Annotated in this window: 2 protein-coding genes; both read right to left on the bottom strand. The window is 52.3% G+C overall.

Features of this window, described 5'->3' with window-relative positions; genetic code table 11:
* Window positions 1–8 precede the first annotated feature (8 nt).
* Complete coding sequence (locus tag ACFSUS_RS01320) at window positions 9–8,477, bottom strand: putative Ig domain-containing protein (RefSeq protein WP_381517991.1); 8,469 nt, start codon at window positions 8,475–8,477, stop codon at window positions 9–11.
* A gap of 728 nt (window positions 8,478–9,205) precedes the next feature.
* A complete protein-coding gene (locus ACFSUS_RS01315; protein WP_381517988.1) occupies window positions 9,206–19,387 on the bottom strand; it encodes a putative Ig domain-containing protein in 10,182 nt (3,393 codons plus the stop codon).
* Between the last annotated feature and the right edge of the window lie 573 nt (window positions 19,388–19,960).

Raw genomic sequence — 19,960 nt, 5'->3', positions numbered from 1 at the left:
AATCAGACTTACTGCTTAACAACCTTCACCGTTATTGTTTCCTGCTTTGTACTTACTCGAAGCAGGTATAGTCCTGCCGAACGTTTACCCAGGTTGAATTGCTCCTGATGTTTCGTGCTGGTTACGTCAACAGATCGCTCGGTCACCACTTGACCGCTCATATCAGTTAGCAATAACTGTACTCGGTGGCCTTTTGCTCCTTCCAAACGAACGACAAACTCATCTTCAACCGGATTGCCTAGCAGTGTGACTGTGAGCGGAACCTCCGCCTTAGCCCCTACACGAGCTTGACTGTTACAAGCTGCTAGCCAGTTGTAGACAAAGCTGGTAGTGACCCCTGCCTGCTGAGCCTGCAAGGTGATGACCGGATTGTCGGAGTACAGACTCAGGCTGTAAGGCCCGGGCTGAGTGGTAGGCAAGAGCTCATTGACCACCGAGAAGCTCACCGGCCCTCCACTCAGGCCAGCGTACTGGGGAGTGAAGCTCAGATTGATCCGATCGCCCACGGGTGTACAGCTGAGGGTGGTTACTCCCGTAATGGCAAAGGGAGCCGTGCTGGTCATGGACTGAGGTAGCACCGTGAGGGTGAAGCTGGTGCTTACCGACAAGCTGCCGGGATCAGTAGCCGTGAGGGTTACAGTGCTCACCCCACTCACAGAAGCCGTACCGCTGAGGGTGCTGCCTGTCAAGCTCAGGCCTTGAGGCAAGCCTGTGGCCGAAAGCAGCAGGCTGTTGGGCGTCTGGGCATCGGTGAAGGTGCCCCCCAGGTCGAGACTAAAGAACTGCCCTTGGGTGGCTGTCTGGTTGGCCACTGGCGTGGCTACCGTTGGAGGGGTGTTCTGCCCACCTTGATTGTTCTGACAAGCTGCTAGCCAGTTGTAGACAAAGCTGGTAGTGACCCCTGCCTGCTGAGCCTGCAAGGTGATGACCGGATTGTCGGAGTACAGACTCAGGCTGTAAGGCCCGGGCTGGGTGGTAGGCAAGAGCTCGTTGACCACCGAGAAGCTCACCGGTGCTCCACTCAGGCCAGCGTACTGAGGAGTGAAGCTCAGATTGATCCGATCACCCACGGGGGTGCAGCCCAGAGTGGTTACGCCGGTGATGGCAAAGGGTGATGTAGCCGTACCTGACTGAGGTAGCACCGTGAGGATGAAGCTGGTGCTCGCTGACAAGCTGCCGGGATCAGTAGCCGTGAGGGTCACTGTTGAAGTGCCTGTCTGGCTAGCCGTCCCGCTGAGGGTGCTGCCTGTCAGGTTCAGCCCTGCTGGTAAGCCTGTGGCCGAAAGCAGCAGGCTGTTGGGCGTCTGAGCATCGGTGAAGGTAGCCCCCAGGTTGAGACTAAAGAACTGCCCTTGGGTGGTCGTCTGGTTGGCCACTGGCGTGGCTACCGTTGGAGGGGTGTTCTGCCCACCTTGATTGTTCTGACAAGCTGCTAGCCAGTTGTAGACAAAGCTGGTAGTGACCCCTGCCTGCTGAGCCTGCAAGGTGATGACCGGATTGTCGGAGTACAGACTCAGGCTGTAAGGCCCGGGCTGGGTGGTAGGCAAGAGCTCATTGACCACTGAGAAGCTCACCGGTGCTCCACTCAGGCCAGCGTACTGAGGGGTGAAGCTCAGATTAATCCGATCACCCACGGGTGTACAGCTGATAGTGCTCACACCGGTGATGGCGAACGGTGATGTAGCTGTACCTGACTGAGGCAGCACGGTGAGGGTGAAGCTGGTGCTTACCGACAAGCTGCCCGGATCAGTAGCCGTGAGGGTCACCGTTGAAGTGCCTGTCTGGCTAGCCGTCCCGCTGAGGGTGCTGCCTGTCAGGCTCAGCCCCTGAGGCAGACCACTGGCTGAGAGCGTCAAGCTATTGGGCGTCTGGGCGTCAGAGAAGGCTGTAGCCAGATCCAAGCTAAACGCCTGTCCTACGGTAGCGGTCTGATTGGGTATGCCGGTGGTGGTAGGGGCGGTGTTGGCCTCACTCACCGTCACACTCACCGAGGCCGAGAGGGTCTGGCTGGCAGGGGTGGTCGCATCGCTCACCAGCAGGGTGAAGGTCTGCACCCCGGCTGTCAGGCCCGAGATGGTCGCTGAGCTACTAGCTGGCGTTTGGGTGATGGTGCCCGGTCCTGCGAAGCTGAAGCTGTAAGGCATTGTGCCTCCTGATACCGTAGCTGAGAGTGTGGTCGTACCGCTAGTCAGAAGCTGTGGTGGACTGGCTGTCAGCGTTAGAGCCAGTGGAGCTATAACTACTGGAGCGGGGCTCACTGTAAAACTAAACGTGCTGCTGACCGATAAACTACCCGAATCGGTGGCTACCACTGTTACACTGACCGCTGTGGCCGTTGTCGGCATCCCGCTGATGGTCGTTGTGCTTCCGTTAAAGCTGAGTCCCTGTGGTAAACCGCTTACGGATAGTGTCAGAGCATCACCATTAGCATCCGCGAATGTATTCGCCGGAATGGCATAACTATACGCCTGACCAACTGTAGCCGACTGGGGCGGTATCGTATTAGCTACCGTTGGGGCTACATTGGCTGGAATAATGGTAACCACTACTTCGGCTTGACTACTCACGCAACTACCTACTGTACATGTGGCAAAGTAGCCAAAAATACCCGTCGCTGAGGTAGGAGCGTTTAGCGTTGTGGTCCCCATTTGAGTGATACCAGTCCATTTGAGCGTTCCGCTGCAATTAGTAGCCGTGAAGATAACTGCTGGACTATTTTGCGTAACCGTGACGCTTGTCAACCCATCGGCGATTGCTTGATTGTTTCGAGTGGCGAAGTCAGGCGTTGATACATTAGTTACTGATGTGACTGTAGTCGTCTGTACCGCTGTACAGCCGCCAGCTGAAGTGACCGTCACTGAGTAGAGGCCTCCTAGATTGGCCACAGCCGTACCCGAGACAGGGTCCTGAGATACTAAGCTTGGGCCCGAAAAGGCGTAGCTCTGCCCTCCACCTGCAGTAAGCGTAACACTAGTCTGAGCGCAGGTCAATGTACCGCTCGCCGTCAGTGTAGCCGTTGGCACAGCTGTGTCAGAGGTCACATTGGTGATGGCCGAGACAGAACAGCCGTTAGTTGAGGTGACCGTCACCGAGTACAAGCCTCCCGTACTGACGGTAGCCTGGTTGGTATTACCCACTTGGGTAGCGCCAGGTCCGAAAGCGTATGTGTACGAGCCCAGAGGTGTGACGTTAGCCGTCAGTGTAGCACTGCTTACTCCACAACTGATGTCGTTGCTCTTAGCTAGAGTTAACCCAGGTACAGCTGTGTCAGATACCACACTGGCTGTTGCTACGCTGGTGCAACCGTTAGTGCTAATTACCGTTACAGAGTAGGTCCCCGAGGTACTCACAGTGCGAACGGGGTTGGTTGTATTATCATCCCACAAGTAAGTGGTACCTCCGCTGGCCGTCAGCGAAACCGACGGGCTAGCACAGGTAAGCGTGGCACTGGTGGGGAGGATGCTGGCTGTAGGTACTGCTGTCTCAGAGGTCACGTTCGTAGTGGCGGAGACAGAACAGCCGTTAGTTGAGGTGACCGTTACCGAGTAAGTGCCTGCCGTATTGACAACGGCTGTACCTGAGATCGGATCTTGCGAGACTAAGCCCGGTCCGGTAAAGAGATAGCTCTGTCCGCCACTAGCGGTGAGCGTAACGCTAGTCTGAGCACAGGTCAACGTACCGCTCGCCGTTAGTGAAGCCGTTGGCACAGTTGTCTCAGAGACTACAGTGCTGGTAGCAGCGCTGGTGCAGCCGTTAGCGCTCGTTACCGTTACTGAGTAAGTGCCCGAGGCACTCACAGTACGAATAGGATTGGTTGTGTTGTCGTTCCACAGGTAAGTGCTTCCTCCACTAGCAGTGAGTGAAACTGATGGGCTGGCGCAGGTCAGGGTTGCACTGCTTGGAGTAATGCTGGCTGTTACGGTTGCAGTGTTCGAACCTACACTAGTCGTGGCCGTGTTGCTACAACCGCCCGCAGATGTGGCTGTTACCGAGTAGGTACCTCCTACATTAACAACGGCTGTACCTGAGATCGGATCTTGTGAGACTAGACCCGGTCCCGCAAAGGCATAGCTTTGTCCGCCACCAGCCGTTAAGGTTACACTGATCTGAGCACAAGTCAGTGTACCACTCGCCGTCAGCGTAGCCGTGGGTACGGAGCTGACCGTTAAACTAAACGTGTTTGACGTAACAGTGCTACAGGCTCCTGCCCCACTGACTAGTACTGAATAACTTCCCGCGTCACTCGCTTGAGCATTAGCAATGAGGTACGTAATGATACCTGTTTCTGGGACGGCTCCATCGGTAAGAAGCGCACCATCTTTGTAGAACTGATAAGTGGTAGCATTGGCCGTACTTAAACTGATGCTTACTGGACTGCCAGTACAAACAACAGACGATGCCGCAGGCTGGGCTGTAATGACCGGGCCAGCCGCACTCGTTACGCTCACGGTATTGCTACTGATACAGCCAAATGTGTCGGTTGCCGTGACCGTAAATGTCTGTACGCCCGAAGCGGCTACCGTTGCCTGAGCTGTGATAGCATCAGTAGGAGAAACCGAATTGCCGGTTGAGGCTGTCCACTGGTACGTATAGGGGCTGTTGCCATTGACCACCAGTGCTGACAGGCTAAAGGGTTGGCCAACGCACACGCTGCTAGCACTAGCTGTAGCTGTTACGGCAAACGGTGCTGGTCCTACCCGGCGCTGGTCGGTGATCGTGTTGCCACTGACGTTGTTACCCGTGATGACACCGCAAGCCGCTAATGAGTTACCCCGATCGAAATAGTCGGTGCCATCGCCTTGCGGAGAGTCATTAGAAGGACGGCCGCGTTCACCGATTAGCGTTTGCTGCTCTTGGATGCCTACTTCGTTACCCGTTACGGTGTTGCCCGTCACGAGGTAATTCACTCCTTCTACTACAATACCAAAACCATCCCCTGCCGTTGGATTGACAAAACCACTGACGGTATTGTTGCGGACAACAATCCCCCGAGGTGTTTCAGGTGATGGGATACTAACAGCAGCACTACGATGAATAATGGCAATACCCGCCAAATCGCGTGTAGCACCTGAAGGGGGAGTAAACGCGCTTGTGCGACTAACGGTGTTGTTTTCAACGACTAAGCTACCCGGACCCGATGTGGCACCGGTACCAACAGAAGATTTTACTTCAATACCAAAACGGCCGTTGTCAATCAACGTGTTATTGGCAATCAGGTTTGCCGCTCCGCCTACATTAGCCCCCAGTACTGACAAACCCGCATCTCCGTTACCGGTGAGTGTATTGCTGGTAATCGTAGCGCCGGTGACAGTTCCTTCACTCACATCAAGACCCGTTAACCCGTTATTACGAGCCAGGTTATTGGTGATTGTTAACCCTACTTTATTGCCATTAATGATCCATAGACCTCGGTTCGTGTTACCATCGAGTATATTGTCTGTAATCGTGACGTTACTTAACGGTAACCCATTTGATGGTTCGAGGTAGATACCTCGTTCCCCGTTGTTAAGAGCTTCTACATGACGAACGACGAGGTTGTCGTTGTTCTTAGCGTAGATGCCACTATTGGCGAACGACCGAATACGCATGTTGGCGACTGTAATACCGGCCACCCCATCGGTTAGTGTTAAGCCGTTACCAGCCCCCAACCCTGTACCATCAATGATTGTCCCCGTCTGGCTAACGCCCGTCAGTGTTAATGGCTTAGTAATCGTAGCTCGCTCACTAAACACGTTTTCGGCGAGTTCAATTACATCATTAGCGTTAGCTGCATCAATGGCTGACTGGATGGTGTTGAAGAACGTATTTTGTGTGACGTTACGTACTGGCGAGAAATACGTGATCAAGCCTACGTTCGCATCGTCGGGCTTGTGGAAGAGTTGGGTTTCCAGCGTGGCCCGTTCGGAAGCCGTCAAGGCAGCCGCTAGTTTAGGGCCGGTGCCTACGTCAAACTTATTATTGGACGCATTGAGATTGGGCGTCCAGTAACTCATCGTGGTTGGAACTACGTTTCCACCATATTCCGGAAAACCGGGCGCTCCTATGTAGTTGTTCGGTCCAGTACCTGTTGCGGAAGGCCCGGTGCTGTTATCATGCCGAATAAACGTAGCAATTCCAGCATTAAAGGTGTTTTCATTCCCAGCCGTTCCCAATGTGATCGCGCCGAATGTCGGGCTATCATTATCGTGGTTATAAAAGGCAACGGCGGTCCCACCTGTAGTTCCTGACCCATTAAAGATGTTTTTGGTAAACACGCCCCCGACAAATGGAGCTGCCGAGCCACTGGATGAACTGATCTCCTTCGTATTAACCGTTACATGGCGATACGTAGTCGAGCTGGCAGCGGGCGTAAACTGATTATCACTGACTGTTACTGCCGGATAATTTTCTAGGCTGACTCCCCAGTTGTGGCCGGTAAACGTGTTGCCAGACACAATAGTCGTTTTATTGGCGTTATTGTTCTTGAGCCGTAGCGCAGAGGTGTATGTACTGCCGAAAGTTCCATCAAACGTATTAGTAGACACGGTGATTGTACCCGCTCCTGCGTTATATTCGGCCAGGTTCACGCCACCACCTCTTATTATATTGTTGGTGATGGTGATGTTGCCAGCCGAGCCAAATCGTGCTTCAATATCCTGACTAACGGTCTGGATGGTATTCCCCGTGAATAGTCCACCGCCTTCATCAACGGCAAATCCCGCCCGAAAACCAGCGTCGTCTGCCGTATTGCCAGCCGTGCCACCATCATTGTACGTAATACTATTACCATCAGCCAGAATATTGGACGGATTGGTATTGCTTACCCGGAAGGCACCATAGTTGATATTAACGGCATTTCGTACTCCGAAGGCAACCAGACCACCCGAACGGTAAGGTTCGATAGTATTAGTTTTTACGGTAAGGTTGCTCACGTTAGCCGCGCTGGCAATGATGGCGCTCCCTAGTTTGCTCAAATCTACTTTGAAGTTTAGGTTCTCAATAGTCACCGAAGGAGCCGTAATTTCAAATAGCGTTAGTCGTCCGCTCGCCAAGGCTGGGGTGCCTGTAAAATTGATGATGGGTTTGGAGCCGCCAACTCCAATAATTGTAAGGGCTTTGTTAATAAACACCTGCTCGTTATACGTCCCCGAAGCCACCTGAATGACAGCGCCCGCGCAGGCTGCGCTGACTGCCGCTTGAATGGTTGGATAATCAGCGGGCACATTAATGGTGCCGCAGGTTGGCGCTGGACTTTTTGCTGTAATAGTAACATTGCTGCTCGATGGCGTACAAGGCGCATTGCTGATGGTCCAGGTCAACACATAATCCCCTACACCACCAGCCGGTGTAAAGGTTGCCATTGGGCTAGTTGTACTGCTAAACTGAGCCGCATCTGTTGATGGTCCGCTGAAAACGGACCAGCTACCAGTGCCGGTTGAAGGCGTATTAGCGGCTAACGTAGCAGCGTTGCCGGCAACAATCGTCTGCGATGCTCCGGCGTCAGCGACGGTAGGAACAGAATTAACAGTTACGGTTTGACTGCTTCCACTTACTACAGCGGGACAGGCATTAGCATCTGCTATTCTAACAATTGAATACGTTGTCGTAGCTGTTGGGCTAACCGGAATAGCTGCCCCACTGGTATAATTAGAGACTACCGTATTCGTTGATCCGTTTGAGTATGTTAACGAGTAAGGTCCTGTACCGCCCGTAATGATCGCCGTCAGATTGGCACCGCTGCCCGTGCAAATAGTTGTTGCGCCGTTTAAAGAAGCGGTTATGTTGGGGCAAATAGCTTGTGAAGTAACAGCGATATTATCTAAGCGTAATTCTGGACGTGTACCACCTCCGGTAGTAGCTGCTTGATAGTAAACCCAGCGTAACTGAACTAGTGACTGGTTGTCACATGTGGACGGTAGCGAATACGGTCCTAATAACTGAGTATCTCCTGTAGACGAAGATGTGTAAACCGCTCCTGTAACATTTGTGAATGATCCAGCTGCTCCTATTCGATATTGTAACTGTATACTCCAAATACGGGGTGTTGGGCCATCGCTTCCGGCGATAGTGCCACCTGTCCATTGGACCTGAATAGCTGTCCTACCTGTGGAGTTTAATCCAAGTGTAGCATCTAATGCGTAATTATTTCCGTTAGCTGAACAGTCGTTGTTATTGCCATTTGAAGTATTAACAAAACTGATACCATTTCCATCTAAACCTTTGATACGAGAGCGGCTTGTAACGTTGTAAGCACACTGGAAATCGCCCGTTGCCACATTCGTAGTAGATGCGGCTGAAGACACTGTAGTATGGAAAACCATACTCGCCGGATAAGTGGTGGCTAGCGAAGTAGCTGCCCAACTAGTAAAGCTGTAAGGCCCAGTTGAAAGGTCAAATGCAGCCGGATTCGTTTGTGCCTGCATACCTAACGCACTAATAAACGCAATGAACATGCAGATTGCTTTTAGCAACCTACCGCAGAGTAGATAATCTCTCATAAATAGTGAATGGAATTAGTTGATTAAAGAATTCGTAAGGGAAAATTGTAGTAAAACTTGTGGTAATTAAGGACCTGCTCGATTGAATGATTAATACGAGCTTAGAAGGCCTTGCGCTCAATCAAGACATGTTGAATTTGGGCGAATGCCGTAATAAATTGAAACTGGTTGGCAGAGCTGCACATCGTCCGGAGAGGACATAACCGAAAACAGGAATAGCGGAACACATGCTCTCGCGTTGAGCATAAATCATGGCGTGGAGGGATAACAATACCTAATTGGACTTTGAAGTTACTACCTTGGATTTGTATAAAAATTATATTTAATTGTATTTATTATACGGTAGGTAAACGATTACTGTGCATTTGTATATAATTTATAGATGCGATAAACATATTATAATCTATATTTATAATAGATTTTTTATATTTGTTTGCATATAAATTTTTATGGTATTTAAGAGTACGACTTGGTAAAACGCTCTTATATGTCTTGTATAAGTTAAATAGAAAAAATACTGGAGGATTAGCTAATTATACTTTACTTATAGATTGCATATGGGAAGTATTTATATAATATAGTAATTGTAAACTTAATATTTAATATATCTTTTGTGGGAATGTGTGTCTTTAGCTCTGTTTAAACCTTGCTTAGCTATTATAAAAACTAAAACTGCCCAGGCTAGCTAGCCTGGGCAGTTTTAGTTTTACGGAATTACAGTATGTTGGCTAGTCAGCCTTCAATACCCGGACCGTTTGCGATTGGCCTGGCATAGTAGCTCGGAGCAGTAGCACACCTCCGGTATGATTACCAATTGAGAAACGTACCTTCTCAACGGCACCTGCTCGCTCCACTTGGCGTTGGTGCAAGACCCGTCCCTGAGCATCCGTCAGGAAGAGACGAAGTGCATTGCCTTCCGCGCCGGTCACCTCGGCCTCTACTACAGTATGAACCGGATTGCCTAGCAGTGTGACTGTGAGCGGAACCTCCGCCTTAGCCCCGACACGAGCCTGACTGTTACAAGCCGTCAGCCAGTTGTAGACAAAGCTGGTAGTGACCCCTGCCTGCTGAGCCTGCAAGGTGATGACCGGATTGTCGGAGTACAGACTCAGGCTGTAAGGCCCGGGCTGGGTGGTGGGCAAGAGCTCATTGACTACTGAGAAGCTCACCGGTGCTCCACTCAGGCCAGCGTACTGAGGGGTGAAGCTCAGATTGATCCGATCACCCACGGGTGTACAGCTGATAGTGCTCACACCGGTGATGGCGAACGGTGATGTAGCCGTACCTGACTGAGGCAGCACGGTGAGGGTGAAGCTGGTGCTCGCTGACAAGCTGCCGGGATCAGTAGCCGTGAGGGTTACAGTGCTCACCCCACTCACAGAAGCCGTCCCGCTGAGGGTGCTGCCCGTCAGGTTCAGGCCCTGAGGCAGACCACTGGCGGACAAGGTCAGGTTCGTAGGCGTCTCTTGGTCAGTAAAGGTGCCCGCTAGGTTTAAGCTAAAGAACTGCCCTTGGGTGGCTGTCTGGTTGGCCACTGGCGTGGCTACCGTTGGAGGAGTGTTCTGCCCACCTTGGTTGTTCTGACAAGCTGCTAGCCAGTTGTAGACAAAGCTGGTAGTGACCCCTGCCTGCTGAGCCTGCAAAGTGATGACCGGATTGTCGGAGTACAGACTCAGGCTGTAAGGCCCAGGCTGGGTGGTAGGCAACAGCTCATTGACCACCGAGAAGCTCACCGGTGCTCCACTCAGGCCAGCGTACTGGGGAGTGAAGCTGATGTTAACCCGATCACCTACGGGTGTACAGCCCAGAGTGGTTACGCCGGTGATGGCAAAGGGTGATGTAGCTGTACCTGACTGAGGCAGCACGGTGATGGTGAAGCTGGTGCTTACCGACAAGCTGCCGGGATCAGTAGCCGTGAGGGTCACCGTTGAAGTGCCTGTCTGGCTAGCCGTACCGCTGAGGGTGCTGCCACTCAGGTTCAGACCCTGGGGCAGACCACTGGCGGACAAGGTCAGGTTCGTAGGCGTCTCTTGGTCAGTAAAGGTGCCCGCTAGGTTTAAGCTGAAGAGCTGTCCTTGGGTGGCCGTCTGGTTGGCCACCGGGGTGAGCACCGTTGGAGGAGTGTTCTGCCCACCTTGGTTGTTCTGACAAGCCGCTAGCCAGTTGTAGACAAAGCTGGTAGTGACCCCTGCCTGCTGAGCCTGCAAGGTGATGATGGGGTTGTCGGAGTACAGACTCAGGCTGTAAGGTCCGGGCTGGGTGGTGGGCAAGAGCTCATTGACTACTGAGAAGCTCACCGGTGCTCCACTCAGGCCAGCGTACTGGGGAGTGAAGCTCAGATTGATCCGATCACCCACGGGTGTACAGCCCAGAGTGGTTACTCCCGTAATGGCAAAGGGAGCCGTGCTGGTCATGGACTGAGGCAGCACGGTGAGGGTGAAGCTGGTGCTGGCTGACAAGCTGCCCGGATCAGTAGCCGTTACCGTCACCGTTGAAGTGCCTGTCTGGCTAGCCGTCCCGCTGAGGGTGCTGCCTGTCAGGTTCAGCCCTGCTGGCAAGCCTGTCGCTGAGAGCGTCAAGCTATTGGGCGTCTGGGCGTCAGAGAAGGCTGTAGCCAGATCCAGGCTGAATGACTGTCCTACGGTAGCGGTCTGATTGGGTATGCCAGTGGTGGTAGGGGCGGTGTTGGCCTCACTCACTGTCACACTCACCGAGGCCGAGAGGGTCTGGCTAGTGGGGCTGGTCGCATCGCTCACCAGCAGGGTGAAGGTTTGCACACCCGCCGTTAGCCCCGATACGCTGGCGGTGTTGCCACTTGGGGAGATCGTGCCCGGACCGCTAAAGCTGAAGCTGTAGGGCGTTGTACCCCCCGATACGGTGGCTGACAGGGTAGTCATACCACTGGTGAGCAACTGGCTTGGGCTGGCCGTCAAAGTCAACGCGAGTGGTGCAATGATGACGGGTGCCGGGCTCACCGTCAGGCTAAAGGTGGTGCTTACTGACAAGCTGCCCGGATCGGTCGCCACGACCGTGACACTGACTGCCGTTGCCGTTGTTGGCGTACCACTGATTGCTGTTGTACTGCCATTAAAGCTCAGGCCCTGGGGTAACCCAGTTACGGTTAGTGTCAAAGCATCGCCATTGGCGTCAGCGAAGGTGTTAGCTGGAATCACGTAGCTGAAGGCCTGCCCGACCGTGGCTGACTGGGGCGGAATGGTGGTAGCTACTGTTGGGGCGATGTTGGCCTGGGTGACGGTCACACTGACGGTTCCGGTAATGGTCTGGCTAGTGGGGTTGGTCGCATCGCTCACCAACACCGTGAAGGTCTGCACACCCGCCGTCAAACTAGAAACGGTAGCTGAGTTGCCATTTGGAGTGATGGTACCCGGTCCCGAGAAGGCATAGCTGTAAGGGATAGTGCCGCCCGATACCGTAGCTGAGAGTGTGGTCGTACCGCTAGTCAGAAGCTGTGTTGGGCTAGCTGTCAGGGTTAACGCCAGCGGAGTAGCCGCTACAGGATTAACTACCGTTGTGACCGACGCTGAGTTGTTGTTCAGATTTGGGTCTGAAACCGTAGTCGCCACCGTTGCTGTCGCCGATAAAGCTGCGTTTGCTACAGTAGGTGTGACACTTACCGTAAACGTTGCTGATGATCCGGCAGTAACAGCTCCAGAACCTGTAAACGTTACTGAGCCGCCTGACCCAACGGCTGGAGTCGTTGCCGAGAAGCCGCCAGGCGTTGCTGCACTAAAGAAAGTAGTACCGCTCGGCAGAGGGAACTCAACGCTGACGTTCGAAGCACTCGCTGGTCCGGAGTTAGCAACAACCAACGTGTACGTTAACGTGTTGTTGACCGTCACCGGATCTGGGCTAGCCGTTAAAGTAATCGCTACGTCAGCTTGTGTTGGAACGGTGTTAACAGGCGATCCCAGCGAGACAATATCAGAGCGGAACTTCTTGAAATTATTCTGGGCTAATTCTTTGGCAATAGTGCCGTCATTGTACAGAACCGCATCGCCATTATCGACCAGCAATTGTAGCTGGCTATTGTCGTCTAACGAAGCTGGGAGCTCAACAATCGATTCAAAACTACCATTGGCGTTTAAGGCGGTCAGGTTCGTGTTACGTTCTACAGGCGCGTCGTTAGCATTACCCGTCCAGGTGAACAGCCGGAAATCACTCGGTGCCGTACCCGTTGCATCACCGGCCGGACCCGCAATGATTACATACTGGTTGCTAGCATTTTTTCGGATCTCACGAATACCACGGCCACCCAAATCAAGCTCAATTGGGGCTCCGAATAAAGCCGAACCCTGCGTTTGACCACTTACCAGACTCGTTAAATTGGTTACGGGAATGATCAACGCTTTGGTCCGATTGGCTGGCAGAACCTGCGGAGCCCGGAAGCCCAGATACACCGCAATGTCATCTGGAGCAAATTCCGCCCCTTCGAGGTTGAATGCGCTCGATTGCTTAGCACCTATGCCATCAGCCGCACTAGCCTGAAGTCCATAATAGTTGGCTCCTTTGCCGTGGCCGTTGTTTACGTCCCAGTTAATGATGTCTTCGCGCAGGAAGTCGTAGCGACCAACGTAGCTCAACGTACTCGCGGCTCCATTTCCGGTAACATCCGTCGCAAAGATACGGTCGCGGTTGGGCCGGAGGTTACCGCCATCAGCATTGCTGATCGAACCCAGCCAGAAAATACGGTTGTTTCGCCGAATGGATGCTTCAATGTCTACTTCACGCGGAGTGCCACCCGAAATGTCGGTTAAGCCCAGCGACGAGGTGAAATCAAATCCGCTCACCGGTAGACCTGAGTTCTGGCGATTATACAAACGCAGTACCTGATTCTCATCGTCGGCAACGAACATATAGTTGTTGTCGACCAGTATGGCCGTCGATGCATCGCTGACACCGGTATGGAAACGGGTTGTATTTGGCGTGTTTGACCCGGCTGACGACGCGTAGTTGATAACGTAGTTGGCTACATTGCTACCATCAGTAGCTGTTACGGTGATGGTCGAATAACCAACACCCGCTGGGGTGATTTTCAGGTTACGGGTGCTGCCCGTTCCGGTCAGATTCACTGTAGCGTTGGCCGTACTGCTGCTGGCCGTAACGGTCAGGCTATTCACATCCGTATCAGTGTCTGTTAATGTGAAGCTGACACCTAGTGTGCTGGCCGGATCAGTCGGATCACCGATCACGCCACTCACATAACCTGGGCCGTTGGCTGGCAGATTAATATACGGAGTGGCGTTCACCGCCTGAATCGTCGGCGGGGCAGTCGTCGCTACATCATTGTCCGTGATGGTTACCGAAACCGGATTCACGGCAATACCGTTGTAAGTCACATCGGCACTGGTCGCGCTCTGCGTAATCGTTACCGAACGAGGAGCACCCTGGAAAACGGCATCATCAACCGCGGTTACAGTTACAGTTTGCACTGTGCTGTAATTCGATGGCGTAAACGTTAGCGTACTTGGGTTAACCGTTAGTTGCGAACCCGGATTAATCGTTACCGTTACGTCTGACGTTGGCTGACTGTTCAGTGCAACGGTGTACGTATCTGTGGTACCGCCTTCGGTAACAGCCGTGTTGGCACCGGTTACCCGAACTAACACTCGGTTCAGCGGAATGAAGTAACCCCCTGGATTACCAACGTTGCCCGCTACCGAGGAATACGAGTTTTGAACATCAGGAACGGTCGACGCGACCCAGCTAGAATTGTAAGTAGTAGCACTCAGGTTCGCTGGAGCCGTCCAGGCACTAACATTTTGTGTACGAACTAGTCCGGCTGTACTTTGGTCATTGTACGTAAGTCGGTCAACCAACGCGCCAGTGTTGTCGTAGATGTTAATCTCATCACTACGGCCGAGGTTGTTCGTATTGCCTCCCACTACCTTAACAGAGCCTGGGAGATACCAGGCGGTGCGGAAAGCCTGTTCTGATGCTTCTGAGATGATAACTGATTCTCCAGGCTGTACAATGCCGAAACCGCTGATGGAGAAAGAGCCCGGCGCTCGGCTGTTATCATCAAAACTCCAGCCGGTCATGTCTACAGGAGCATTACCAACGTTGGTTAACTCAACATATTCACCTGGATTGCCATCGTACATAAATTCAGTAATCTGAATATTGCCCGCAGCAACTGCATTCACGGTTACGCTCACCGTCGCCGAAATGGTCTGACTGGCAGGCGACGTAGCATCGGCTACCAGTACGGTAAAGGTCTGCACCCCGGCCGTCAGGCCCGATATGCTGGCCGTGTTGCTGGCTGGCGTTTGCGTAATTGTGCCTGGCCCCGAGAATGTATAGCTGTACGGTGTAGTACCACCCGATACCGTTGCCGACAAGGTCGTAGTTCCCGTCGTTGCTAACTGGGTTGGGCTGGCTGTGAGCGTCAACGCTAGGGGAGTGGCGACTGGCGCAAAAGTAAACTGCGCTAAGCTTGGATCATGGTCACTCAACTGATCGAGGAACTCTGAATTGATGTGAACAACATCGAACCCATTCAACTTACTGAACAGGCTATTGCTGGCCAGAAAATGGTCGAGCGCCTGGGCGTTACCATCGAAGTTGTAAGTGTATTGCTCCTGGGCTGGTAACGTAGTGATCAGGTTTACAAGCACAGGCTGCTGGCCGGATACGTTGCCTTTCAGAATCTGGAGAACCGGAAAGAACTGAAACTCGTTGAAGTCACCCATAACGGCGATGTTCGCCGATGGATTTATTGCCAGCAGTTGATCCACAAACGCATTGACAATAGCTGCCTGCGATTCACGGGCCGTTTGCCCACCCTGGGCTGGTGGTTGTAAACGAGACGTAGGTACTCCGCTACCACCCCGTGAGGTAAAGTGGTTACCGATGACGAATATCGTCTGTCCGTTGAAGGTGAATTCGCCCACCAGTGGCTTACGGCTGCCGCTGAATGCTGAATTCGTCGGGTCGATCAGACCGGGGCTGGCCGAAAGTTGCGGATTGCCGTTTACGTTCGTTACCGTTGTTGCCGTAGTTGAACCGCCACCTGGCCGATCAACAAAACTAACCCGAGCCGGATTGAACAGGAAACCTACCCGAATATTGCCTCCGCCTTCACCACCATTGGTGCCATCGACCGGGTTAATCTGCCGGAACTGATACGTTGGTCCGTTGGCCGCTGTGATGAAATTAATTAGCTTCTGGAAGGTTTGACTGGCATCAACGACACCACCGCCACCGGCCCCGTTGTTGTCCTGAATCTCTTCCAGGACGATAATGTCCGGCGATTTTAGGTTGGTAGCGATAGCACTGGCCAAACCGCTGAACTTGGCGTCGGGATCGCCCGGATCGAGGTTCTCAACGTTGAAGGTAGCAATCGTTACTTGGTTAGCACCGTTCGTTAAGGTCGTTATTTCCTTGGTAGCCGGATTAGGCGTCACTACCGTTGGAGCGATGGTTGGCAGCACCCGATAGTTCTGGAAGTCATAGGTAACTACCCCAACAATTGTGCTCAGTACAGCCCCAACGTTTACGTTCGGCAGCGAGTTGGCCCCCGATAGTAAATCGTCGATTAAAATACGCTCCGGATTGAAGTCGCTGTTGATCAGCGCAGCGTTGATGTCCGTCTGGTCAGCACCACTGATCGTAATCGTATTCCGAGCGTTTTTACCAGTTGCTCCATTACCATTATCAGCAATGACGAAGACCTCGCCATTGTCGTTCCGGAAGCCCGTCGTTACTGGATTGTTAATCTGCACTCGCATGCCTTCCAGACTCTCGAAGAAATCGAGACCATCTTCGGCCGGGTCAAACAGTGAGTTTTCAACATCACCATTCACAAAATCATTCGAGATAACCTGGGTTGGAATTCTCCGTGCCCCATCAATCACCGCCGAACTAATCACCGTCGGGTTAGGCAGTGTATTGTTAACTGACTGCGTTGCAACCGTCGGGTTCGAGATCTGCGTTATACTGAGGTTGTTGTTATTGTTACCCGGACGAAATTCGGCTACCGTTCCTGATACCAGCACCGCAGTGCCAACCGCTACGCTCGGAGCCGATGAGGTAAAGACGAAAATACCTTCTGAAGTAGCAGGGTCGGCGTCGGGCGTGGTATCTTCCATATAGAAGCCATTCGGCGCTAGCGTCGTGACAACACCCGGTACGTTGGTGACCGTTTGGGTAGCCAGCGGAGAAACATGGCTGGCCCCCTGGATATCGTGAATGCGGACACCTCCCGCTACAACGTCATTATCGGCAATGACTACAGTTGCTGAGCGAGAGCCGCTCAATGCATATCCTTCACCAGTGGTTAGTGACAGCACCACCGACTCGTTGCCTTCGATTAAGGCATCGTCTACCGGCGTAACGGTGATGGTAGCGCTGGTCTGATTGGCATCAAGTGCAACCGTTCCAGCTAGCGTTGGGTTATAATCGGTACCGTTTATGGCCTGGCCGGTTCCAGTGCCAACCACGTAGTTGACGGTTATAGGAGCCGTTGTGCTACCCGTACGTGTGATGGTAAATACACCTGGGTCAGCCGCTGTTTCAGCAGCGTTTGCGTCGGTAGCCTGAATCGATACGATCGAGCCGGTTGGCGTGCCTGTTGTGCCCGAGATGACAATGTCGTCGATACCTACCCACTCATCATTACCAACGGCGTTAGACGTAATAATGCGCAATTGAACCTGCGATTGATTTTCGGCTTCGGCTGGTAACGTAACATTGACAGGGGTTACCTGAGTGGCCGCACTCGCCGATGTTGCATCGCCAATATACCCTTCTGGAATGTTGATAAAGTTGCCAGACTCACCAATGCGGTATTGTAAAGCCACCTGTTGAATCGCGTTATCCCCACTGCCATCCAGATCACGAACGTTATAGGCAACGTTGATATTGGTTTGGTTGGTGGTGTTGAGGTAGATGACAATATGCGGAGCATCGGCCGTACCCGACCCTTGCAAACCAATGGATGGGTTTGTTATCTGAAACTCAGCAACGCCACCTGCAGTGAGCGTGTTTGGGTTAGTCTGATTCGCAATGACGTTTACCGGAGTTGCGGCACCGCTAAGAATTGTCTGCGGATTTGTGCCGGTGGCTGTCGTCAGCTCGTCGCCCCGGTAGCCGATAATGCTTTGCACTCCGCTCCAGTTATCATTTGTGGTAATGAGTCCTGTGTTTGTCCAGTCCTGAGTAAACGGAGCTACTGCCAGATTATAGTACAAAGAATTCGATGGCGCGTTCACTTGTCCGCTGACGGCTACTGTGGCGGTCAAACTGCCTGCCGAATTCGTGATGCTTCCACTGGGTGAACCTGTAGATGCACCTGTTAAGCGAACCGCAACGGTGGCCGAAACTCCACCTGAAACCAGAGGTACTGTCAGCTGATCCTGGAAAGTTGTGCCATCCAGACTTACCTGAAAGCCCGCTGGAGCGGATACGGCTACCGGTGACGTCAGGTTACTACCGGTCAGCGAGTAAACCTGCGGAGCCGAAGTCGTACCCTGTGTGGTTGTAAAACCTGCCAGGGTAGTTGGGTTAGCCGTTAATACCGGCTGAGCGACATCGTTATCGGTTATATTTACCGTGATGGACGGAGCTGCTAATCCGTTATAAGCAGCATCAGCGCTGGCAACGGATTGCGTAATAAGGCCAGTATGGTTGCCCTCTACAATGGCGTCATCCACGGCTGTCACCGTAACGGTTTGAGGGGTGCTGTAATTGGCCGCTGTAAACGTAAGGCTTAGCGGATTGGCACTAACCTGAGCATCGGGTGTAATTGTGAAGATGACGTTAGCTGTTGGCTGGCTGTTCAGCGCGATGGTATACGTATCAGTAGCACCCCCTTCGGTAACGGTAGTAGCCCCGTCGCCTTCCAGGGTTGTAAATCCGGCCTGATCGTTATCCGTGATAGCAATATTTTGCGTTGTCGTACTTCCAAGCACAAGCCCCGACGATGGACTGCTGATGGTAAGTACAGCTGTTTCGGTGCCCTCTGCCAGCGCGTCGTTAGCCACGGTAAATGAAACCGCGCCAGACGTTGTACCATTAGGAATCGTGATGGTTGCACTGCTGAGGATGTAATCCTGAGTCGTAATACCGGTTCCTGTAACGGCTAATGCCACTGTTTGATCGCCTGTAACTGCGGCCGAGGCTGTTGCGGTTACCGTAACTACCGTAGCATCTGCTTCGGTAGCCGTATTTGTGCTCACCGAGAGGTTAACCGTTGGTGTGACAGGCACTTGTGTCGTTGCCGTTATGGTCAGATCGTCAATGGCTAAGCCTGCATCTGCTCCTAAATCATCAACGTCAGACCAACGTAGCCATACTGTTTGTCCGTTATTTACGGTTACGGGTATGGTCGCGCTCACTACACCTCCGGTGCTGTTACCATCTATGTTCAAAGGGGTTACTGTTCCCGATTGAGGACTTGTAAAGCTTAACGAACCGACGGAAGTGTAATCAGATTCGGTGATTGAAGTAGCCCCTACTTTGTAGCTGAATGTAAGACTGTTGGGGTTAGCGCCTTTACGCCACTGCTCACCTTTGTACTGTACGTTAATCGATGTAATGGCATTTCCCGTGTTGTTAATGAATTGTACTCCATATAAAACAGGGTTGGCACTACCGGACCCTAAAGAACCTAGCGAACGATCCGTAGCATCGGCTCCGAAGCTGTAAAGACCACCAGTATTAGTGTTACCGTTGTTAGCTAAGTATAGGGTTCGACTACTATACCAACCTATTATAGTTGAATTGTCAGTCCATGGGTTGCTTGAGCCCGTGTTAGCTAAATTATTAAAATTTTGGGTGTACGATAGAACGCCGGAGGTAAAACTTACCTGCGCCCATGCCGCACCAGGTGCCACCAATAGCACCATCAACCAAAGCCACGTTCGGATGGTTTTTTGTAATTGTTTGTTCATAAAGTTTTGGGAATTGTATTTTGGATACAAAGCTACCGGTCTAGTATCTGAGTCATGTTAATAAATTGTTATGTTACAGAGGTGATAGCCCAATTTATGAATGTACCGTTTATCTATACGTATCACCGAGGCTCTTTGTCACTTTCGTTTTAGGCCCGTAAGTAATTACTGACGCTCTCTTCGGGTCTATTAAAGATTATCTCATCTTTAAACGAAGGCTCCAAAACTTCATACCCCGCCCTTAGGTAGATACACGTTGCTGGTCACGCGGGTTCTGGAGGGCTACCCAATGGAACATTGTCTTACGAACAAGGCTGGTAAGTAAGACCAGCTGTTGAAAATCGCTATCTTTACCGTATGAATGAGCGGTTTAAATATTGGTTTAAGCGCGTTGGCTGGCTGGGCTTTCTTTTCTTCTTAATCAAGGGCCTGCTGTGGCTGGTAGTTTCTTATCTGGTTACCAAAGGGGTTCTCTCAAAATAGCAACCGTGCTTATAGAACGCTTGGTTTTTAGCGTACTCAGCGACCTAAATAAGTAGTCAGCGATGGTCAATCGGCTTACGACTCCTGACT

The sequence above is a fragment of the Spirosoma soli genome (assembly GCF_042684525.1).
GTDB lineage: Bacteria > Bacteroidota > Bacteroidia > Cytophagales > Spirosomataceae > Spirosoma > Spirosoma soli.
Note: the sequence above shows the minus strand (reverse complement) of the source record. Positions and strands in the feature narration are given on the sequence as shown.

Bases quoted from the DNA above. Each gene is read 5' to 3' on its own strand.
- ACFSUS_RS01320 (WP_381517991.1), bottom strand. From the start codon at position 8,477: ATGAGAGATTATCTACTCTGCGGTAGGTTGCTAAAAGCAATCTGCATG.
- ACFSUS_RS01315 (WP_381517988.1), bottom strand. From the start codon at position 19,387: ATGAACAAACAATTACAAAAAACCATCCGAACGTGGCTTTGGTTGATG.